Below are 22,249 nucleotides of genomic sequence, written 5' to 3' on the forward strand. Positions count from 1 at the left end.
CATTATTAATATTATTTAGTTTCACTTACTCTTAAAATATCTCCAAAAACACCTCGTGCCGTTACCTGAGCTCCGGCTCCGGCTCCCATGATCACTATCGGGTTTTCGCCATAACTTTCTGTATAGATCTCAAAGATGGAATCTGAACCTTTCAACTGGCCTAAAGCAGAGCTTCCCGGAACCGAAACCAATTTCACGTCTAACTGTCCCTTATCTTTCTGAAGATCGCCATGAAGGTCTCCCACATATCTCAATACATGACCTGGCTCCTGCCCTTCTTTAATTTTCTGATATTCCTCATCCAATTCTTCCAATCTTGAAATGAATTCATTTTTATCTACCGCCAAAAGATTTTCAGGAATCAGGTTCTGGATGTTGATATCCTGAAACTCATTGATCAGGTCAAGTTCTCTGGCCAGGATCAGAAGTTTTCTTGCCACATCGTTTCCGGAAAGGTCTTCACGCGGATCAGGTTCTGTAAATCCTTTTTCCATTGCTTCTCCGATGATCGTTGAAAACTTATCGTTTCTTACGGAGAAATTGTTGAAAATATAACTTAATGATCCAGAGAATACACCTTTAATTCTTGTAATATTTTCTCCTGAAAGGTGTAGAAGCTTTATGGTATCAATTAACGGAAGGCCCGCTCCCACATTGGTTTCATAAAGATAACGTCTGTTGTTTTTGCTCAACGTATATCTTAGTTTCCGGTATTCTTCAATAGGAAGTGTATTGAAAATTTTGTTGGAAGAGACAAGGTCAAAACCATTCTCAGCAAGAGCATGGTAGTTTTTCACAAAATCTTTGCTTGCAGTATTATCTACTACAATCAGGTTTTCCAGCTGATTTTCTTTTGAAAAATTAATCAGTTCTTCAACATTTGAAGGATGCTCGGCAGTTAATACCTCATCATTCCAGTCTGCATTAAATCCTTTTTTATTAAAGGCTATTTTTCTTGAATTGGCTACTGCCACGACTTTAAGGTCTATCTTTTTTCGTCTTCTGATCTCCTCTGAAGATTCTAAAACCTGATTTATTAATGTTTTCCCTACGTTTCCATGACCTATAATGGCCAGATGAACGGTTTTAGGCTTTTTAAATATTTCGGATTCAATGACATTTTTCGTTTTTTCGTCCTGGGAAGAAGTAACTACAATATTCACTCTGTTTTCACCGGACACCTGGTTTAAAAGAAGTGGAAAAACATTGTTTCTGGCCAGCTCTGCAAGAACTTTATTGAAATCCTCCGCTACAAATCCAAGTACGGATACATTATTGATGCTGTAGATCTGGGATACTTTCCCTGATCTTCTTTCCTCTTCAAATTCATCTATCAGGCAGGCAACTGCTTTTTCCGCATCTGCTTCGTTCACCAGAATAGAGATTCCGTTTTCAATAGCCTGCTGGGAAATTACTCCTACACTGATACGCGCCAAAGTAAGCGCTTTAAAAATTCTTCCGTCGATTCCGATTTCGCCCAGGAAATCTTCTCCTTCAAATTTGATAATCGATCTGTTCTTTAAAAATTTTATTTCGTTAGCATTTTTCATCTGTACTATAAAATATTTTTTATGATTGTATTTAATTGTTGATATTCCATTAGGAAGGCGTCATGCCCGTGTATAGATTGGATCTCATGGTAGAAAACCTCCTGTTTTTTTTCTTTCAGCCTTTCGAAACACATTCGTATTTCAGAAGCGGGGAAAAAGAGGTCTGTATCTACGGAGATCATGTGCATTCGCGCTCCAATCTTCTCCAGTTGCTGCTCATCTGTATTCAGATTCATCAGAAGGTGGTTCATGAGTTTATATGCTTTTAAACTAAATCTATCGTTTAAAGAATTTCCATGATAAATCAGCCAGTCTTCAGATTCTAAATGTTGATTGTCTTTATCATATCTGTTCTGAAACCTGTCATTTAAAGACTGAGGTGTTCTATAACATAACATGGCATGGATTCTGGCTTTCTGCAGTGGTTCTTCGTTGCTGTTCAGTAAAAATTTCTGAACAAGACATTGGGCATGAAGCCAGTCGTGGGTTTTAAAATCACAGGCTATGGGAATGCATATTTCTGCCAGTTGAGGTTTCTTAGCAAGCATTTGCCAGGCTATTCCTCCGCCCAGAGAACCTCCGATAGTGGCATAAAGGTTTTTGATATCTAAGGCTTCAAGCCCTTTCAAAAATATCTCTGCAATATCTGAAGGGGTGAAATCTTCGTAGTTGTCAATTAAAAAATGGTCATACCCATTTCCGGGAATATTGAAACACAGAACTGTATATTTGTTGGTGTCAATCACCTGATTTTCACCAATTAACTGTTTCCACCATCCTTTGTCTCCGGCCACATTGGAATTTCCGGTTAAGGCATGATTGATCAAGATAATGGGAGCTGTAAACAGGTCTTTCCCGAAGATCTGATAGGTCAACGGGATATGGTATTCCTTTTGGGAATGGGTTTGATACGAAAGATTAATATAGTTTAGTTCTGTTTTCAATTCTATTATTTTAATACAATTGAAAATGCCACAGGAAATGGCTGAAAAGAACTTCAGTAAGTTATCTGTCCAAAATAAATTGGTAGAACGTAGCACCTTCTCTGCTTGCGCAAAGGGTTGCTAAGGTTTCACAGGGTCTAATCCCTCAACCTTTCTTGATAACATTTTCAATATTTGAATGATCGAATGGTGCAAAGGTATGTCTTTTATTTTAAATATTTAAAAAAAATTAATTTAATATTTAAAAAGCCCATAAACAGAAGTATTTCACAACTATATTAAGAATTATTCAGATGGAAGGAATTGGAATTATTTTTCAAAAAAACTACCTTCGTATTGAAAAAATGATGAAATATGACTGTTGAAAAAGAAAGATTACAAAATACACAATGGAAAAACTGGGGTCCTTACGTCAGCAACCGGCAATGGGGAAATGTAAGGGAAGACTACAGCCCCAACGGAAATGCCTGGCATTACGCCAATCATAATAATGCCGAAAGCTATGCTTATCGCTGGGGAGAGGAAGGCATTGCAGGAATTTCCGATGTAAAGCAGATTTTCTGTTTTGCTTTTTCCTTTTGGAACAAAAAAGATAAAATAGTAAAGGAACGTTTCTTCGGGCTGAGCAATCCTCAGGGCAATCACGGGGAGGATATCAAAGAGATTTTTTATTATCTGGACAATACGCCTACACACAGCTATATGAAAATGGTTTATAAATACCCTATCCAGGCATTTCCTTATGACGATCTTGTGGCCGAAAACGGAAGACGCAGCAAAAAAGAACCGGAATATGAAATTTTTGACACCGGAATTTTTGACAACGATGAATACTTCGATATTTTTATTGAATACTGTAAAGCCGATCACAATGATATTCTGGCAAGGGTAACGGTACACAACAGAAGTTCCCGGGAAGCCCCGATTGTTGTTGCTCCTACTGCCTGGTTCAGAAACAACTGGAAATGGGGCTACAATACGTATAAAGCACAAATGAATGCTTCTCAGGACGGAAGCATCGATATCAATCACGACAGTATTTCCATCAAGAAGCTGTATTCAAGAAATCAGGCCGCCGAGAGTGCTTTCTGTGAAAACGAAACGAATGCTCCTAAATTGTACGGGACTCCTTACCCTGGAAACACGTATTTCAAAGACGGCATCAATGATCATATCATTTATGGAAGCAATACGGTAAATCCTGAAAAAAGGGGAACTAAAGCTTCTTTTATTATCGAAGAAATGATCGGGGCCGGACAATCCAAGACTTTTGATTTCAGATTATCCCCTGAAGAGATTGATGAACCTTTTGCAAGGTTTGACGAAATTTTTGCTATAAGAGCTTCGGAGGCTAATGAATTTTACCATGAAATTCAGAGTGAAACAACAAACGAGGATGAAAGAAATGTTCAGAGACAGGCTTTTGCAGGACTTCTTTGGAACAAGCAATTCTATCATTATAACGTAGGAAAATGGCTGAAGGGCGATCCGAATCACGCCGCTCCGAGAAACTTCAATGATTATGTAAGAAATACGGAATGGAATCACCTTCACAATAAAGATATTATTTCAATGCCCGATAAATGGGAGTATCCGTGGTATGCCACCTGGGATCTGGCTTTCCATTGTGTCCCTTTTTCGATTATTGACGGGGAATTTGCCAAAGGGCAGCTTCTTCTGTTAACAAAAGAATGGTATATGCATCCGAACGGGCAGCTTCCGGCTTATGAGTGGAATCTGAGCGATGTAAATCCACCTGTACACGCATGGTCCTGCTTCCGGGTATTTAAAATTGATGAAAAGCAAAATGGAAAACCGGATCTCCTGTTTCTTGAAAAAGTTTTTCAGAAACTTCTCCTGAATTTCACGTGGTGGGTGAACAGAAAAGATAAAAGCGGCAATAATATTTTCGGAGGAGGATTCCTGGGGCTTGATAATATCGGAGCTTTTGACCGGAATATGGAGCTGAAAGACGGCCAGCATCTTGAACAGGCAGACGGAACAAGCTGGATGGCTATGTATGCGCTTAATATGATGAGGATTGCAATGGAACTAGCCCAGTATTATCAGGTATATGAGGATATGGCGATCAAGTTTTTTGAACATTATCTGTATATCGCAGAAGCCATGGAAAATTTAGGCGGCGGCACAGAAGGGCTATGGAATGAGGAAGACGGCTTTTTCTATGATGTTCTTCAGCTGGGTAACGGAGAGAGTGTTTCGTTGAAGCTGAGAAGTATTGTAGGGTTGATTCCTATGTTTGCTGTAGAAATTGTAGATCATCAGTTATTGGATAAGATGCCGAATTTTAAGGCAAGAATGGACTGGGTCTTAAAAAACAAACCGGAACTTACCAAGCTGGTTTCCCATTGGGATGAAGAAGGCCAGGGCCGAAAACACCTGATGAGTATTCTCCGAAAGAACAGACTGACGAAAGTTTTAAACAGAATGCTTGATGAAAAGGAATTTCTAAGTTCTTATGGAATCCGCGCAATGTCTAAAGTGTATGAAGAGAATCCTTTTGTATTCTCGGTTCACGGAACTGAAAATGTAGTGTATTATACTCCTGCAGAAAGCGACAGCCGTATGTTCGGAGGCAACAGCAACTGGCGCGGCCCAATCTGGTTCCCGATTAATTTTCTGATTGTAGAAAGTTTACAGCGTTTCCATTTTTATTACGGCAACAGCTTAAAAGTAGAATTCCCAACCGGAAGCGGTGAAAAGAAAAATCTGGATGAAGTGGCACAAAATATCAGCCGCAGACTCTGTTCGTTATTTTTAAAAGATGAAGACGGCCAAAGACCTTTTAACGGAGGAAATATCAAGTTTAATTACGATGAACATTTTAAGGACTATATCACCTTTTTTGAATATTTCCACGGTGATAACGGCCGCGGCGTAGGAGCTTCCCATCAAACGGGATGGACGGCAACTGTGGCGAAACTTATGAAACCGAGATTAACTGTATAAAAGTATCGGCCGGCCCTTTTGGGCCGGCCGATTATCTTTAATTCAAAATTTAAATTTTCTCTCCGTTTACATGAACTTCGTATCCGATTTCTACATTCGGTTCTAAAGTTTTTGATACGGAACAGTATTTTTCAAAAGACAACTGTGCTGCTTTTAATGCTTTTTTAGGATCTATGTCTCCTTCCAAAAGAAATTTCACCTTAATGGATTTAAATGGTTTTGCATCTTCTACAGGAACTCTTTCTCCTTCCACTTCTGCCTGGAAACCAGTGATCTCCTGACGCTGTTTTTTCAAAATAGCCACTACATCTATACCACTGCATCCGGCTACGGCCATCAAAACACTTTCCATAGGAGAAACGCCTTTAGCGCCGGGCTGTGAAGTATTATCCAAAAGGATTGAATTTCCCTGTGAATTGGTGCATTCAAATAAAAAATCGTCGTTGATTCTGTTAAGGGTTATTTTCATTTTCGAAATTATTGTAAGATTTTCCCGGTACCGTTCAGCATAAAAAACTGAACAGATCCGAAATAATCCGGTTTATTATGATGACAAAATTATAAAATTCCTCTCGCTTTTATCTCAAGATATTTATTGATAACGTCAATATTTAAATTTTCAGGCAAAGTATATACGGTATAAATTCCATATTTCCGAAGTTCCTGAATGATCAGTTTCTTTTCAAATTCAAATTTTTCAGCCACAATTTCATCGTAGACTTCCTGCATGTTTTCAGGGTTTTTATGAATGAGGTTCTGAAGTTCTGCATTCTTAAAAAACACGACTACCAGTAAATGGTTTTTAGCGATTCCCCGAAGGTATTTCAGCTGTCGGTTCAATCCGTCAAGGGTTTCAAAATTGGTAAAAAGCAGGACCAGACTCCGCTGATTCAGAGAATATTTCACATCCTGATACAGCCAATTGAAATCGCTTTCAAAAAAATCTGTTTTAATGTTGTACAAGGCTTCTGAGATTTTTTTCAGCTGACCCGATTTATTTTCCGCAGCGATTTTATTTTCTGTTTTCTTCGAGAAAGTCATCATTCCAGCCCGATCTCCTTTCTTCAGAATAATATGGGAAAGCGCCATGGCTGCATTAATGGAATAATCGAGAAGACTGAGCCCGTTGAAAGGCATTTTCATCGTTCTTCCTTTATCAATAAGAATGAAAATACGCTGCGATTTTTCGTCCTGAAACTGATTCACCATCAATCTGTTTGTTTTGGATGTCGCTTTCCAGTTGATTGTTCTGATATCATCTCCCGGAACGTATTCTTTGATCTGTTCAAATTCCATGGTGTGCCCGAGCTTTCTGACTTTTTTGATTCCACCCAGCATGAATTCACTCTGCAAAGCCATCAGTTCATATTTTCTGAGGTGGACAAAAGACGGATAAGCAGGCAGCATCGCGTCTTTCTGGAAATTAAATCTCTTTGAAACGAATCCCAACGGTGAAGAAACATACACATTCAGGTTTCCGAAACTGTACTCTCCCCTTTCTTTAGGCTCCAAACTGTATTGGAAATAGGTATTTCTACCTGGTTCTATGTTTTTTGTAATTAAAAAATCTCTCTTCTGAAACTGAAACGGAATCTCATCAATAATCTTCGTACTGATTTTAAAACTGTACTGATTTTTAATATCAATCTTCACAAAATTTTCATCCCCATTCGACAGCTTCTCCGGAAGTATTCTTTGGGCAAGCACTCCCTCTTTTTGATTAAACAGTAAAAGATAATCTACCATAGCCGCAAGAAAACAAACCAACAGTAGAATATGGGCTGCCCACATCAAAACCGGAAAGAAAAAAGCAAGGACATACACAATCCCCACTCCGATGAGCGAAAAGAAAAATCGTGTATTGATGTATAGGTTTTTCATTTTTTTAAGGGATTAGGGGATAGGATTTAGGGATTAGCGAATCAACTGTGATAAATAATAATTACCTGTTAAACCTAATCCCTAAATCCTAATCCCTACAGTCTATCTTGGAATCTCTATTCCCTCCAATATCTGGCGTATAATTTCATCTGCCGTAAGACCTTCCATCTCTCTTTCCGGAGAAATGATCACCCTGTGTCTTAATACAGCATAACTTGCTTCTTTGATGTCTTCAGGCGTTACAAAGTCTCTTCCTCTCATTGCTGCAAAAGCTTTGGAAGCCGTAAGCAATGCCAGGGATGCTCTTGGAGAGGCTCCCAAATACAGGAACTGATTCTCTCTGGTATTCACTATAATTTTAGCGATATACTCCATCAGCTGAGCTTCCACAATAATCTCTTTTACCAGATGCTGATAGTTTTTCAGCTGCTGAGCCGTAATAACATGGTTTACTCCTTCTGTTTTATCTTCTTTTTTGCTTTCGTGCTGATTTCTGATGATGGCAATCTCCTGCTCAAGGTTCGGGTATCCTACATTGATCTTAAACAGAAAACGGTCCAGCTGTGCTTCGGGAAGTCTGTATGTTCCTTCATGCTCTATTGGGTTTTGAGTAGCCACCACGAGGAAAGGCTCATCCATAATGTAACGGATTCCATCCATTGTGATCTGTCTTTCTTCCATTACCTCAAAAAGGGCTGCCTGGGTTTTTGCAGGTGACCTGTTGATCTCATCAATTAATATAAAATTGGAAAAGATGGGTCCTTTTTTAAATTCAAACTCGGAATTTTTCACACTGAAAACAGAGGTTCCCAGAATATCTGAAGGCATCAGGTCCGGTGTAAACTGAATTCTGCTGAATCCTACGTCTATGGTTTTGGCCAAAAGCTTTGCCGTAATGGTTTTAGCAACTCCCGGAACACCTTCAATCAAAACATGTCCGTTTGATAAAAGAGCTGCAATAAGATGCTCAATCATGCTTTCCTGCCCGACAATTACTTTGGCGATTTCGGTTTTTACTTTATCTAAACTGGCACGCAGCTCAATCATATCAATTCTCGACTGAAACTGATCTTCATTTTTATTTAAATTGATAGAACTCTGATTCTCTAAATTTTGATTTTCAAGGTTTTCCATAATTTTCTATCTGTGGTTTTTATTTTTTTAAATCGGACGTTATCCGATTCTTTGTTAAATCGTCCCTTTGGGACTCTTATTCTATTATAATTATGCAGTAATTGATCAATTTACATTGTTATACTGTTACATTGTAATATTGTTACATTACTTTAATATCTCATCAAGAAGGTTGTTCATTCTTGTGAGGTCTTCTTTCATTACGTTTGCGTAAGGGTCCTGCCCTTTTCTGATCAGTTCTATGGCTTCATGGATCATTTCCATTGTTTTCCCTGTTTTCAGATGGAGTTTTTTTGCAAATTCTTCATCCAGATTCTGGGTATCAATCAAAAGATCTATTCTTATTTTATTCAGGAAATATTGGGCTTTTTTGGCCATCATATCATGAAAATCGCCTTCCTGAAGATAAAGATTTCCAATACTTTTTACAAAATCTACCGAAGTATTTCTCAAAGGTTCTAGAACCGGAACGATACGCTGTTTTCTTTTTGCATTAAAAAAGATAAACAATATCAGCCCTCCTAAAAATACCCACCATGCATATTTAAGTGCAGGATTGGAAAGAACGAATCTCATGAAGAAACGGGATACTTTGGTATCGTTTTCTACAAACCAAAGGGTTTCTCTGTCCGGAAGATATGAAAAAACATCCTGTGCATATTTTATATTACCGGGTTTCAAGAGATAATAATTGGTAAGAAAAAGGGGTTCGCTGTGAACGTATATCGTTCCTTTTCCAAAATTAATCTTAATAAAATTGGCCTGATCTGTGTTATCTTTCTCAACCGTTTTTCCTAATACTTCTACTTTAGGCTTGATATATGAAAAACCTCTCCCAGACGGGAACTTATCTAACTGAATAAAATCATTCTGGTATTTTTTATCCGTCAATTTCAGTACATTTTGTTCTGCGAAAGAAATATCTGAACTATGAAACCCTATACTGTCCGAAACATTTTTAGGAACACGGCTCATGATAATCATTGCATCCGAACCACCGGAGACCTGATCCAGGATTTTCTTCCAGGATTCCTTATCCAGCTCTTTCGCTATAACAATGATGTTGTGTGGATCTTTTTCCCGCTGATTGTAATATTCATAAGGCGCTTTTTCTATTTTTCTGAGATTGTTTTTAAACAGATCTTTCGCTTCATTACTGAAAACAAAGAGTCCGAAAGGGGATTTCTCATTGATGTCGAAATTCTTGCGCCAGCTGGTGGTTTCTTTTTTGTTGACTTCAAGCAACGCCAGAATAAGCATCACAACGATGAATATTACAGCATATATTTTGAAGGTCTTTTTCATGGTCTATAATTTAATTACGCTTTAAAAGCCTGATATTGGTTTTTGAATTTCAGATAACTATCCTCATCAATATTGAACTCTCCATACCAGACATAATCAAAGATATAGGAAAGACCGCCGAATTCACTTTTCAGCTGATTGTTTTTCAGTTCTGCGACGTAGTCTTTATTTGTTTTTTCAGGATTCCAGTTAATTTGTTTTTTATCACTCAATTTTTTCAGAATGAATAAAAACTGGTAACGGATTGCCGAGCGATAGTCTTTTTCGCGTTCAAATTTTGCAATGCTTTCAGGAAAATTAATCTCATGGATATTTTCATGCAGTTCTTCTGCATTGATATTTATTTTTTTATTTTTCTTGCCGAAGAAAAGGTTTCCGTCTTTATCCATCAAGAATTTAATGACAAAATACAGAAGAAATCCTACTAAAATAATGGCAAACAAACGGATCAGAACCGTTGTAAATTTTGCTGAATTTCTAAATACGGTTTCTCCAAAAATACTCTGAAGGATCTTATCTATTTTACGCATCAGTTTCTGCAGAAAAGACTCTTTCGGCTTGGAAACAGAATAATCAAATTCATTGCCTTTATATCTGGAATGAAGATTTTCTTTGAACTTTTTCGGGTACACTGTATTTTCTGAAACAGGCTTTAGAATCAATACCGAATCTGCACGCAGCATATTTCTGTAATGCCCTGTACCTAATGAGTCTAGAATGTAATCTTCCTCAGGATCATCTCCACCGTCGTTCTGCGCATGAACGGAACATACGGAAAAAAAGATCAGCAGAAAAAGAAAGAACTTATTCATTAATACCTATGGTTTCAATTTCTTCGAGTTCAATTTTCTTGTGAAGGTCTGTCCTGCTGTCGTAATACATCAGTCCTGCATTGATATACATCAGATTGGAAAGCAGTAGCGATACAATCATGGAAAATCCGTAGAATATAAAAAATACAATTCCAACAGCTCCGGTAAAAGGATTTTCTTCAAAATTTCCGTCCGGATTAGAAGTAAGAACCGATCCGTACACAAATATCATAGGAACAAATGTAAATACCGAAGTAGCAATATACATAATAATAAACATGATGAAAGAAGATCCCCAATATTTCCAGTAAGGCGATTTTTCATTTCCGTTCGGGTAAGAAAACTGGGATCGTATGGAATAACTCAAACTGTCTATAAAGCCTCTTTCCGTATTAAAATAATCATACATCAGAAAAGCCGAAACATTGAATACTGTGGGATAAACGAGTATAATCAGGAAAAAGCCAATTATAATGAGCAACAGGACATACGAAAATCCTACTACAATCATGGTCACCGGAAGTACGATAAACAACATTCCTACGCACATTTTAAAAATTCTTCCGGCATTGGTCCTGAAATCACTTACAATTTCGTCTGTTTTTACGCTCTGGGCTCCTCCGGTTATTCTTTTCATGTAAAAAACAGGATAAAGATAATTGACTATCGCCAAAAGAACAAAAAGCAGAAAAACAAGAACACCTGCAACAATAAGCATTCCTGCATTTTCTGAAAAATATCTTTCAAAATAATAGGTTTCTCCATCCACGTTGGAACCTATCATCTGTCCGAAAATTTCTCTGAATCCCAATATCATCACAACAACGGTGAGTATCAACAGCAGCCCGTTGATCAGGATATAATTTTTAAAATAATTTTTTCCGTATAATTTGAAAAAGTTAAAGCTGTCACTGATGAAAGCTCCAAATTCTCTTTTTTTATAAAACTGCATCATGTGTTGGGTTATTAATTTTTTTATAAACTACCGAAGGATATACAAAATAATAAAATCCTATAATAGCCAGTGAACTGATGATTATAGCCAGGTTCACCACCAGCGGCATTTTCAAGGCATGTCTTGTGACGTAACCTTCAATGATTCCGGCACAGATGGTAAACGGAACGGTACTCAGGAAAATTTTAAAGGAGTCTTTAAAACCTGTTTTAAAGGAATTAAATCTTGAAAATGTCTTCGGAAACAAAATACTTGCCCCAAGAATGAGCCCGCACATGGCTTCCACCACCATGGCAAATATCTCAAAAACACCATGAAGCCAGATCCCTCTTGCACTGTCTTTCAAAGCTCCGTAGTCGTAGAAAAAATATTGAAAAGACCCGAGCATAACACTGTTGGAAAGCAATGCAAACAAAGTTCCCACACCTCCCGTGATACCGTAAATATATAGTTTAGCACCCACTCCGATGTTATTAAAAATAATCCCGATGGTACTTCCCCAGGTAGAACCACTTTGGTAAACTCCTACCGCATTCCCTTTTTTAATATTTTCTATGGTTTCATTCACATAATCTTCTCCAAGAATGATGTTTGCAAAATCTTTATCATAGGCTCCGGAAAGCACTCCGATGGAGGTAAATAAAATGAAGAAAAGAAAAGCATACAGCAGATATCGTCTGTATTGATGGACGAGCAAAGGAACTTCCGTCCTGAAGAAATAAACCAGCCTGTTCTCTTCTACCCTTTTGGTCTTGTAAATTTTCTGAAATATTTGTGAAGAAAGGTGATTGAGATAAACGGTGGTATTACTTTTAGGATAGTAAGTTTGTGCAAATGAAAGATCGTTGATCAGGTTAATGTATAGTGAAGACAGGTCATCCGGATTTTTTTTGACTTTCCCTTGAATAACCTGTTCAATTCCCAACCATTTTTCTTTATTTTGTTTAATGAAATAAACTTCTCTCATAATTGTAAGGCTAAAATAATAAAAAATATGTCTCAAATTGCGATAAATACCTCACAAAATGTAAATATTAACTTTAACATTGCCAGCGTTGGAGAAAGAATGCTTGCCTTCATCATTGATTTCTTAATCAAGGTGGCTTATGTAGTGATTATATTCTATCTTTTCTTCAATATTTTTGATCTGGGGTATTTATTAGACGGGCTGGATCAATGGTCTGTTATGGCTGTTTATATTGTTCTTACATTTCCGGTATACATATATCCTGTAGTATTGGAAAGCCTGATGGAAGGCCAGACTCCGGGAAAAAAACTCATGAAAATCCGGGTTGTAAAAATTGATGGTTACCAGGCCAGCTTTGGAGATTATCTGATCCGTTGGATGTTCCGTATTATTGACACCACTGCCGCGGGAGTTATCGGTCTCATTTCTATGATTGTGTCTAAAAATAATCAGCGTCTGGGCGATATTGCTTCCGGTACAGCTGTAATTTCGTTAAAAAATAACATCAACATTTCCCACACGATCTTAGAGAACATCAACGACAATTACATTCCTACTTTTCCTCAGGTAATCGCATTAAGTGACAATGACATGAGGATTATTAAAGACAACTATATCAAAGCCATCAAGGTAGACGACCGCCAGATTATCACTAAACTTTCCAATAAAATCAAAAGTATTTTAAAACTGGATATAGATCCGGCTAAGATGACGGAAAGACAGTTTATTAATGTTGTTATAAAGGACTATAACTATTATACGGGGAAGGATAGTTGATAAATTATAAATGATGAATGATGAATGATGAATGAAAAATGTGAATGATCAATTTTCGCTTCGCGGGTGAAGCGTCAATTTATTATTTTATAAAAAATAGTCTCGGAATTTATTCAAATTAAAAAATTGGCTGCGAAGTAAATTCACCATTCGCAGGTGACGCATTCCATTACTCATTACCTATTACTCATCACTCATAATCCTGGTCGGTGCAATTTTTGTATCTTTAATAACAAAGTCTAGAATTATGGAATTTGAAAACAATAAATCAGGAAATGGTGGTTTTCTTACGTTGAATAATGAAATAAAAGAAATAGGAAGATTAACCTACACTATTTTTCCTGAAGAAAATAAATTTATTATTTCTTTCGTACTCGTACATCCTGAATTTGAAGGCAGAGGAATGGGAAAATACCTGGTGGAAGAAGCCATCCGATTTGCCAGAGAAAACAACTGGAAAGTATACCCTCATTGTTCTTATGCAAGATCTGTCATGACAAGGATGAATGATGTAGACGATATCTTTTTAAAGAATTAAAACTTCATTCACCAGAATCTCTTCAATATCATCCGGATAATCTACTTTTAAATGATGGTCTGATGCTACCCATTCCATAATTTCCTGAAGGTTCAGTATTTTGCTATTGGGAATTCCCATCAGATCCAGGGCACTGGCATTGCATTCCTGTTCATACTGATTATGAATAGGGATTACAAACAGTTTTTTATCCATGAACAGAGCTTCTGCAGGGGTTTCAAAACCTGCATTACAAAGAATTCCGTCACAGTTTTCAAAGTATTTCAGGTATTGTATTTCATCAATAGGGAAAACTTCAACGTTTTTCACTTTTACATTGAGTTTACTATGCTTGGAAAATACTTTCCACTGTACGGGAATCTGTTTTAAGACCTTAATGATGTTTTCATCTGCAAAACTGGGCAGATACACCAGATAATAGCCTTTTTTATCAGGATTCAGATTTCTGATCTTGTGTCTGATTACAGGCTTTTTGATCTGCGGATGATAATTATCAAAATGAAACCCTATTTTTCTTTCACTGGGAACATAGTATTTGAGGATGAGCTCACCAAGAAAGTCCTTCTTTTCCGGTTTGGGGGTTTCAGGAAAGCTCATGGAAGCCTGATGGCTCAATTCAATCATCGGGAGTTTCTTCAGCTTGCCTGCCCATCCTGTCAGAGGTTCGTAATCGTTAATGATAAGATCGTATTGTGAAAGCTCCAATGCTCTGATGGTTTTTATGGCATCAAGGAATTTATTCTCGGTAAATGTTTTGCGGTAGGATAAACCGCCTGTTTTATTATAGAGCAGGGAAATACCCCTATATTGGAAGTTAATGTCAAAATCAGCCTTTAATTGCGACTGATGACCACTGATGAGTGTATCTACGGAAGCATATTTTTTAAGGATAGGAATAATTTCCTGTGCTCTGGCAACGTGTCCGTTCCCTGTTCCTTGAAATGCATAGAGAATTTTCATTTAGGAAAAATTAGTAACTATTTTCAGAAGTTCGGAGCTGTCCATATCCTGGATCTCTTCTGCTTCGTCATCTTTAAGTGAATCTTTGTGTTCGTCATAATAGAAAATCTTCCATTCTTTATCATGATATTCGAGGGCGGACAGATTTTCTATCCAGTCTCCTGAATTCAGATAAGTACAAGATCCTTTCTTATTAACAACTTCACGAATCTGAGGCTGATGAATATGCCCGCAGATCACATAATCATAATGATTGTCAATAGCAAGCTCAGAAGCTGTCAGTTCAAAATCTCCGATATATTTGACTGCTTTCTTCACGTTGTTTTTGATTTTTTTGGAAAACGAGTATTTCTCTCTGCCCATTTTCTCCAAAAACCAGTTGACTACATTATTGATCATGATCAGAAGGTCGTAGCCTTTTCCGCCAAGTTTTGCGATCCATTTGGAATGCTGGACAGATGCATCGAAAACGTCTCCGTGAAATATCCAGGTTTTCTTTTGATCGATAGTGAGACAGATCTTATTACAGACTTTAAGTTTCCCCAATTCAAAATCCGTAAACTTCCGGAACATTTCATCGTGGTTTCCTGTGATGTAATAAACCTCTGTATTTTTAGTGGCTAATGAAAGAATCTTTTTGATCACTTTCAAATGAGGTTTAGGGAAGTAAGACTTTTTAAACTGCCAGATATCAATAATATCCCCGTTCAAAACTAATGTTTTAGGCTGGATAGAATTGAGATACCGCAACAGCTCTTTAGCCTTACATCCATAAGTTCCCAAATGAACATCCGATATGACAACTAATTCAACGTTTCTTTTCATAGTTTTATGCAAAGAAACTAATTGAAAGTTAACTGTATATGAATGCTATATTATTTTTTTACAGTGAATCCATCAGGTCTTCTGTGATTTCCATGTTGTGATATACGTTCTGTACATCATCATCATCTTCAAAACGTTCAAGCATTTTCATATTGGCTTTGAACTGTTCTTCATTCACTTCTTTCGTGTTGTTCGGAATTCTCTGAAGTTCTGCACTTTTTGCTTCAATACCCAATGCATCCAGTTTATGAGACAGAGAACCGAAGTCTTCGAAAGCAGTAGTAATCATTACTTCTTCTTCGTCTTTATCGATTTCTTCTGCACCGGCATCAATCATTTCCATTTCAAAATCATCCCAGTCCATTTTGATTTGAGATAAATCCAGGTTGAAGATTCCTTTTCTGTCGAAAATAAATGCCAGCTCTCCATTCTTACCAAGATTCCCGTCAAATTTATTGAAGATTGCTCTTACATTGGCAACAGTTCTTGTTGTATTGTTGGTAGTACATTCCACAAAGAAAGCAACACCTCCCTGTCCGTAGCCTTCGTAAGTAATTTCCTCGTAGTTTTCCGCATCAGCACCACTTGCTTTTTTGATGGCTCTTTCTACGTTGTCTTTAGGCATGTTGGCACCTTTTGCATTCTGGATACATCTTCTTAAAGCCGGGTTGGCTTCAGGATCTGTACCACCTGCTTTTACAGCCAATGCGATATCCTTTCCGATCTTGGAGAAAGTTTTGGCCATTTTATCCCATCTGGCCATTTTAGAAGCTTTTCTATATTCAAATGCTCTTCCCATTTTAATTTTTAAATTTTCAACAAAATTAGCTAAAAGTCAACAAAAAAAAAATACCCCCAAAAAATTGGAGGTATTTATTATTTAGAAAAATTAATTATTTTTTCTTTTTAGCTGGAGCTTTTTTAGCAGGAGCTTTTTTAGTTCCTTTTTTAGTTGCTTTTTTAACAACTGGCTTAGCTACAGTCATGTCATTTTTCTTGTAAGTTTCCCACTCAGAACCTGAGATAGCTCTTACGATAACTTTTCTGTCTTTTTGTCTTTCAGCATCAGAAGCTTTTGCAGGAACAGTAGCTTCCTGAGAACCGATACCAATTGATTTAAGAGTGTTAGGGTTGATTCCTCTAGACTCTAAAGCACCAACTACAGCAGCAGCTCTTTGCTTAGATAAGTTCAAGTTGTAAGCAGCAGAACCTTTAGCATCTGTCATACCTACTACTAAGAAGTTAGTTTCTTCAGCATCTTTGATGATTTTAGCAGCTGTATCTAACTTACCGCTAGATTCTGGTCTGATAGTCGCTTTGTTGAAGTCGAATAAGATATCTTTCAATGTCTCGTTAACAACAACTACGTCTACTTTCTTAGGAGGAGGACATCCGTTGTATTCAGGAACACCTGGTACAGTAGGACAAGCATCATCTTTATCTAAGATTCCGTCACCGTCTGTATCTGGCCAAGGACAACCGTTGTTTTCTGCAGGACCTGCAACTGTAGGACAAGCATCATCTTTGTCGATAACACCGTCACCATCTGTATCTGGCCAAGGACAACCGTTGTTTTCAACTGGACCAGCTACTTCTGGACATTGATCGTCTTTATCTGGAACTCCATCACCGTCTGTATCAGGACATCCTTGGAATTCTGGTAGACCTGGAGTATCTGGACAAAGATCGTCTTTATCTAGGATACCATCCTTATCTCTATCTCTGTTACCAAATCTGAATAAGATTGATGCAGAAGCTTGCCAGAAGTTTGCAACTGTAGATTTATCACCTGGAGTTGAAACATAGTCACCTTGTACACCAAGACCGAAGTTTTTAGTTACCCAGAAGTTAACACCAGCACCTGTAGCAACTGCAAAGTGATTAGCTTTACCGTTTTCGTTACCACCGTCTCCGTTAGGAACAGATTCACCTCTGTAATCGTTTCTAGGGAAAGCAAGGGCAGTATAATCATGTCTCAGGTAGTTAGCACCAACTCTTAAATATGGATCGAACCAAGATTCTTCATTCCATAAAAGACCAGCTGCTTTAGCCTGGAAACCAATACCTGTCATTAGGAAAAATTCTTTCCCCATGTTGAATCTCTTATTATCTACGTTACCTACAGTAGTCTGCCAGTCGATAACTAAACCTTTACCGATGTTTCTAGCAACTGTCAATTTAGATAACGGAGGAGTAATAGAGAAGTTGTTCATATTGAACATCGTCTTTGTTAAATTATTAGCAGAGAACGTGTTACTGAATCCTGTCCGTGCTGCCTTGTGATTTTCGGCATGAGCACCAACCCCGATCAACCACGGATTGTTGGTAGTCTGCGCGAAGACAGTAGAGGCAACAGTAAGCGCCAATGCTGAAATTCCTAATTTTAGATTTTTCATAGAATTAAATGATTAAATAATTGATAATGCAAAATAAATATAATTTTTCTTTATATACAAAGTTTTTTGAATGATTTTTAACTTTTCTTTAATATTCTGTCCAGGTTACGTTTATTTTCTCTATCTTTTATCGCTTCCCTTTTATCAAAGAGTTTTTTACCTCTACCAAGCGCTATAAGCACCTTTGCTTTACCCTTATCTGTGATATATAATTTAAGAGGTATAATTGTATTCCCTGCATCCTTTAACTTTTTTTCAAGTTTCTGCAATTCTTTTTTGTGCAACAGCAATTTCCGTTCCCTTTTTGTTTTGTGATTATAAAAAGTTCCCAATTTATACTCATCAATCATCATATTAATAATGTATAACTCCCCATCAATAAACTGACAGAAGGATTCTGTGATAGATGCTTTAGAAGAGCGTAAAGATTTTATTTCTGTTCCCGTTAAAACCATTCCTGCTTCATATTCTTCAAGAATTTCATATTCAAAACGGGCTCTTCTGTTTAATATACTGACTGTTTTTTCGATCTTCATTGTAAAAATTCGTGATTACCGTGATATATTGTTTAATATATTACGTGATTATATTAATTGGCGTTTACCCAATTCTTTATTAAATCGTCCCTTCGGGACTCTTCTCTATTATTTCGTTAATGAAATATAGAAAAAATACCTTATATTTAAAAACTTGACTATTACATTATTACGAAATACCCAAATTCTTTTCGTATTTTTGCGCCAAATTTACAAAACTATATGTTAACAGTATCTAACTTATCTTTACAATTCGGGAAAAGAGTTCTTTTTGACGAGGTAAATATTATGTTTACCAAAGGAAACTGCTACGGGATTATCGGAGCAAACGGTGCGGGGAAATCTACATTCCTTAAAATATTAACGGGCAAGCAGGATCCGACTACAGGGCATGTATCTTTGGAACCGGGAAAAAGAATGTCCGTTTTGGAGCAGGATCACTTTGCTTACGATCAATATACTGTTCTTGAGGCTGTTTTAAGAGGAAACAAAAAATTATTCGAAATAAAAGAGGAGATGGATTCTTTATATGCTAAAGAAGATTTCTCTGACGAAGACGGAATTAAAGCTGGTGAACTAGGTGTAATCTATGATGAAATGGGCGGGTGGACTGCAGAATCTGATGCACAGACCATGCTTTCCAATGTAGGAATCAAAGATGATATGCACTGGCAGATGATGAGCGAACTTGAGAACAAGGACAAAGTAAAGGTTCTTTTGGCTCAGGCTCTTTTCGGAAACCCCGATGTATTGATTCTGGATGAACCTACGAATGACCTTGATATCGAGACGATCTCATGGTTGGAAGACTTCCTTGCAGATTATGAAAACACAGTAATTGTGGTTTCTCACGACCGTCACTTCCTGGATACGGTTTGTACGCATATCGGAGATTTAGATTATGCCAAACTTAACCTTTATACAGGTAACTACTCTTTCTGGTACCAGGCTTCTCAACTTGCTACAAGACAAAGAGCTCAGGCCAACAAGAAAGCGGAAGAAAAGAAAAAGGAACTTCAGGACTTTATCGCGAGATTCAGTTCCAACGTAGCTAAAGCAAAACAGGCTACAGCAAGAAAGAAAATGATCGACAAACTTAATATTGATGATATTAAGCCATCTTCAAGAAGATACCCAGCCATTATTTTCGAAATGGAAAGAGAAGCGGGAGATCAGATTCTGGATGTAAAAGGTCTTGAAAAAACGAAAGACGGAGAATTATTATTCTCAAACATCGACTTAAATCTTAAAAAAGGAGATAAAGTAGCGATTCTTTCTAAAAGCTCTTTAGCCATTACGGAATTTTTTGAAATTCTGGCTGGAAATGTAGAGGCAGATAAAGGAACTGTAGCTTGGGGAGTTACTACCAACCAATCTCACATGCCTTTAGATAACACTAAATTCTTCCAGGAAGACCTAAGCCTGGTAGACTGGTTGAGACAATTTACTAAAAATGATGAAGAGCGTCACGAAGAATTCGTAAGAGGATTCCTGGGAAGAATGCTTTTCTCCGGAGACGAGGCTTTAAAATCTTGTAAAGTACTTTCAGGAGGTGAAAAAATGAGATGTATGTTCAGCAGAATGATGCTTCAGAAAGCCAACATTCTATTATTGGATGAACCTACCAACCACTTAGACCTTGAAAGTATCACCACTTTGAACAACTCATTGTCTAACTTCAAAGGAAATCTTTTATTGGCATCTCATGACCACGAAATGCTTCAGACAGTCTGTAACAGGATCATTGAACTGACTCCTACAGGAATCATCGACAGAGAAATGACTTACGATGAATATCTTGCTGACAAAAAAGTAAAAGAACTTAGAGAAAAAATGTATTCTTAAACTATACATTCAAATAAAAAAAATCCCTCTCAAAGCTATTGAGAGGGATTTTTTTATCATAATAACATTAGTTTTTAACCATTTTTTTCATCAGGACTCCTTTTTCTGTATTTACTTTTAAATAGTATATCCCTGAAGGAATACTTCCTATACGAACCTTTACAGTTTTGGAATTACAAACCTGTTTTTGAATAATTTTCCCTTGTCCATCATAGAGCTCTATTGCATGAACATTGAAAGCAGCTTCTACGGTAACTTCCTCCTTTGCAGGGATTGGATATATTTTGACGGAATTATCATTCATTGGTTTGAATACATCATTATTGGCGAGGACAAGAGCACAGCTGCTGCTGACCACGCAATTAGGATAGGCATAATCATCAACAAGAGCCTGTATAGTGGCCATTTGAGCATCATCACAGCAAACATACTGCAAATCAGGATTACCGGAAAAATCAATCATTTCATTTCTGCCGTTTTTCAATAGCAATGAGGTAAGTAGATTACTCCTACAATATAGCTCCTCAAGATTGGTCTGCGCGCCTACATCCAATCCGGAAAGCTGATTTCCACTGCAATCCAGCGTACGTAAATTGATACAGCCTGCAATATTCAGATTGGTGATCTGATGATTGGAACAGAGCAATTCTTCTAAACTTGTAATTCCCTGTAAGTTTAAAGACATTAGATTACCATGCTCATTAATACTTGGAAAAAAAGGTGGAATATAGCTGATTTCAAGATGTTTTAAATTTTGCAAACCACTATCAGACAAATTCAAAGCAGTTCCCCTGAAACGAAGTGCTTTAATTGAATTCAGATTTACATCGTTAGTTACTGAAAGACTCCTCAGGTTTTTTACATTAATCGTTTCTAAATTCACACAGTCATTCAAAGATAATGACAGGTCGCCATGATTAGACATAAAATGAACCAGCCCCGGACAATTGTTTGAAATAATATGGGTAGAAATATCTGAGTCCTCGCCCACAAAATAATTGACCAAATTCGGGCAGTTACTGGAATTAATGCTTATCACGGGAATAAAATTAAAGGTAAGTGGATCTGCCGGATTCAAAGTTATCGTGTGCAGCGAGGCACAGCCTGATACATCAATATTCGCCAGACTGGTATTTATAATTTTTAAGCTCAGTAAATTAGGGTGACTGCTTAAATTTAATGATAAACCGGATATTAAGTCAACAAAATCCAATAATTCTAAATTTTTCAGATGACTCAGGCTTTCAATGGAATTCATCGTAGCTGAAGACATAGACATACTGCTGATGGATAGATCTTCAATGAGCGGGTTATTACTAAGCGTACTCAGAACAATCCCGTAAATCTTTACCTTTTTAAGCTGCGGACAGCCGCTTAAACTGATACTTCCAGGATCGTAATTTTCAAATTTAACATCTAAATTCTGCAAAGAATTAAGTCCTGAAATAGTAAAGAGATTCGCAGGGACATTCCAGTAATCAATTGTTAAATTTTTAAGATTCGTAAATGATAAAATACCTTCATAATCATGAATGGCAATATCTGTATTCGGATCGATAATCTCTATTTCCCCAACCATAGCGGCTTCATTCAGCTGTATTTCCCCATCGCTGTTGGCATCTATAGAAAAATAATTTCCGGACAGATTTTTGGCAATTGAATTACCCGGAGATGATGTTAATAATTTTGCTTTAAAAGCGGCATCAGGAAAAGATACAACCTGAGCCTGCATTCCCAGTAAGGCTACCAGGAAAACCAGAAATAATAATTTTGTTTTCATTGTGTATGTTTAATGGAACGAACTTAGACATTTCAATCAAAACAAATAATGATCAACTAGTAAGTGTCGCTATT

General features: G+C 37.2%; 19 protein-coding genes and 1 riboswitch. Of the genes, 4 read left to right on the top strand and 15 right to left on the bottom strand.

Annotated elements, in window-relative coordinates:
* Window positions 1-11 precede the first annotated feature (11 nt).
* Together ACM46_RS00660 and ACM46_RS00665 are read right to left on the bottom strand one after the other, a co-directional pair.
* On the bottom strand, window positions 12-1,550 hold the full coding sequence (locus ACM46_RS00660) for an ACT domain-containing protein (protein ID WP_048504711.1): 1,539 nt from the start codon (window positions 1,548-1,550) through the stop codon (window positions 12-14).
* Window positions 1,551-1,555: 5 nt separating this feature from the next.
* Complete coding sequence (locus ACM46_RS00665) at window positions 1,556-2,494, bottom strand: alpha/beta fold hydrolase (RefSeq protein WP_048504712.1); 939 nt, start codon at window positions 2,492-2,494, stop codon at window positions 1,556-1,558.
* A 58-nt stretch (window positions 2,495-2,552) separates the two neighbouring features.
* Window positions 2,553-2,659, bottom strand: a riboswitch (SAM riboswitch).
* A 189-nt stretch (window positions 2,660-2,848) separates the two neighbouring features.
* On the opposite strand from ACM46_RS00665, the gene ACM46_RS00670 reads away from it, so the two are divergent.
* Window positions 2,849-5,464: an MGH1-like glycoside hydrolase domain-containing protein gene (locus ACM46_RS00670; RefSeq protein WP_048504713.1), complete on the top strand. Its 2,616-nt coding sequence runs from the start codon at window positions 2,849-2,851 to the stop codon at window positions 5,462-5,464.
* A gap of 49 nt (window positions 5,465-5,513) precedes the next feature.
* On the opposite strand, the gene ACM46_RS00675 is transcribed toward ACM46_RS00670, so the two are convergent.
* The 7 genes from ACM46_RS00675 to ACM46_RS00705 all read right to left on the bottom strand — a co-directional run bounded on the left by ACM46_RS00675 (window position 5,514) and on the right by ACM46_RS00705 (window position 12,518).
* Window positions 5,514-5,933, bottom strand: coding sequence for an OsmC family protein (locus ACM46_RS00675; RefSeq protein WP_048504714.1), 420 nt, complete (start codon window positions 5,931-5,933; stop codon window positions 5,514-5,516).
* An 89-nt stretch (window positions 5,934-6,022) separates the two neighbouring features.
* Complete coding sequence (locus tag ACM46_RS00680) at window positions 6,023-7,345, bottom strand: DUF58 domain-containing protein (RefSeq protein WP_048504715.1); 1,323 nt, start codon at window positions 7,343-7,345, stop codon at window positions 6,023-6,025.
* Window positions 7,346-7,447: 102 nt separating this feature from the next.
* Window positions 7,448-8,479 carry an AAA family ATPase gene (locus ACM46_RS00685; protein ID WP_048504716.1) on the bottom strand — a complete coding sequence of 344 codons (1,032 nt, stop codon included), beginning with the start codon at window positions 8,477-8,479 and terminating at the stop codon, window positions 7,448-7,450.
* Window positions 8,480-8,626: 147 nt separating this feature from the next.
* Window positions 8,627-9,784, bottom strand: a complete 1,158-nt coding sequence (locus ACM46_RS00690; RefSeq protein ID WP_048504717.1) for a DUF4350 domain-containing protein — start codon at window positions 9,782-9,784, stop codon at window positions 8,627-8,629.
* A 14-nt stretch (window positions 9,785-9,798) separates the two neighbouring features.
* Window positions 9,799-10,596 (bottom strand): hypothetical protein, encoded by a 798-nt coding sequence (locus ACM46_RS00695; protein WP_048504718.1) that lies wholly within the window; start codon window positions 10,594-10,596, stop codon window positions 9,799-9,801.
* Complete coding sequence (locus tag ACM46_RS00700; RefSeq protein ID WP_048504719.1) at window positions 10,589-11,551, bottom strand: DUF4013 domain-containing protein; 963 nt, start codon at window positions 11,549-11,551, stop codon at window positions 10,589-10,591. Before ACM46_RS00700 ends, ACM46_RS00695 begins: the two co-directional genes overlap by 8 nt.
* Complete coding sequence (locus ACM46_RS00705) at window positions 11,535-12,518, bottom strand: stage II sporulation protein M (protein ID WP_048504720.1); 984 nt, start codon at window positions 12,516-12,518, stop codon at window positions 11,535-11,537. The genes ACM46_RS00700 and ACM46_RS00705 overlap by 17 nt, the downstream gene beginning before the upstream one ends.
* A gap of 27 nt (window positions 12,519-12,545) precedes the next feature.
* On the opposite strand from ACM46_RS00705, the gene ACM46_RS00710 reads away from it, so the two are divergent.
* Window positions 12,546-13,295 carry an RDD family protein gene (locus ACM46_RS00710; protein WP_048504721.1) on the top strand — a complete coding sequence of 250 codons (750 nt, stop codon included), beginning with the start codon at window positions 12,546-12,548 and terminating at the stop codon, window positions 13,293-13,295.
* 247 nt (window positions 13,296-13,542) lie between these two features.
* Window positions 13,543-13,833, top strand: a complete 291-nt coding sequence (locus ACM46_RS00715) for a GNAT family N-acetyltransferase (RefSeq protein WP_048504722.1) — start codon at window positions 13,543-13,545, stop codon at window positions 13,831-13,833.
* On the opposite strand, the gene ACM46_RS00720 is transcribed toward ACM46_RS00715, so the two are convergent.
* From ACM46_RS00720 to smpB, 5 genes are all read right to left on the bottom strand, one after another.
* Entirely contained in the window at window positions 13,822-14,793 is a 972-nt protein-coding gene (locus tag ACM46_RS00720) for a glycosyltransferase family protein (RefSeq protein ID WP_048504723.1), read from the bottom strand. The two genes, ACM46_RS00715 and ACM46_RS00720, sit on opposite strands and share 12 nt — an antisense overlap.
* The gene (locus ACM46_RS00725; RefSeq protein ID WP_048504724.1) at window positions 14,794-15,618 is read right to left on the bottom strand and encodes a UDP-2,3-diacylglucosamine diphosphatase; all 825 of its coding nucleotides are present in this window, start codon (window positions 15,616-15,618) and stop codon (window positions 14,794-14,796) included.
* 58 nt (window positions 15,619-15,676) lie between these two features.
* Complete coding sequence (locus ACM46_RS00730) at window positions 15,677-16,417, bottom strand: YebC/PmpR family DNA-binding transcriptional regulator (RefSeq protein ID WP_048504725.1); 741 nt, start codon at window positions 16,415-16,417, stop codon at window positions 15,677-15,679.
* A gap of 94 nt (window positions 16,418-16,511) precedes the next feature.
* Entirely contained in the window at window positions 16,512-18,014 is a 1,503-nt protein-coding gene (locus ACM46_RS00735) for an OmpA family protein (RefSeq protein ID WP_048504726.1), read from the bottom strand.
* Between the two features lie 77 nt (window positions 18,015-18,091).
* Complete coding sequence (gene smpB / locus ACM46_RS00740) at window positions 18,092-18,550, bottom strand: SsrA-binding protein SmpB (RefSeq protein WP_048504727.1); 459 nt, start codon at window positions 18,548-18,550, stop codon at window positions 18,092-18,094.
* A 222-nt stretch (window positions 18,551-18,772) separates the two neighbouring features.
* Here smpB and ACM46_RS00745 point away from each other — a divergent pair, with 222 nt between their 5' ends.
* Window positions 18,773-20,395, top strand: a complete 1,623-nt coding sequence (locus ACM46_RS00745; RefSeq protein ID WP_048504728.1) for an ABC-F family ATP-binding cassette domain-containing protein — start codon at window positions 18,773-18,775, stop codon at window positions 20,393-20,395.
* A 67-nt stretch (window positions 20,396-20,462) separates the two neighbouring features.
* Here ACM46_RS00745 and ACM46_RS00750 read toward each other — a convergent pair whose 3' ends face one another.
* Complete coding sequence (locus tag ACM46_RS00750; RefSeq protein WP_048504729.1) at window positions 20,463-22,175, bottom strand: T9SS type A sorting domain-containing protein; 1,713 nt, start codon at window positions 22,173-22,175, stop codon at window positions 20,463-20,465.
* Window positions 22,176-22,249: the final 74 nt, after the last annotated feature.

It is taken from the genome of Chryseobacterium angstadtii, from assembly GCF_001045465.1.
GTDB lineage: Bacteria > Bacteroidota > Bacteroidia > Flavobacteriales > Weeksellaceae > Chryseobacterium > Chryseobacterium angstadtii.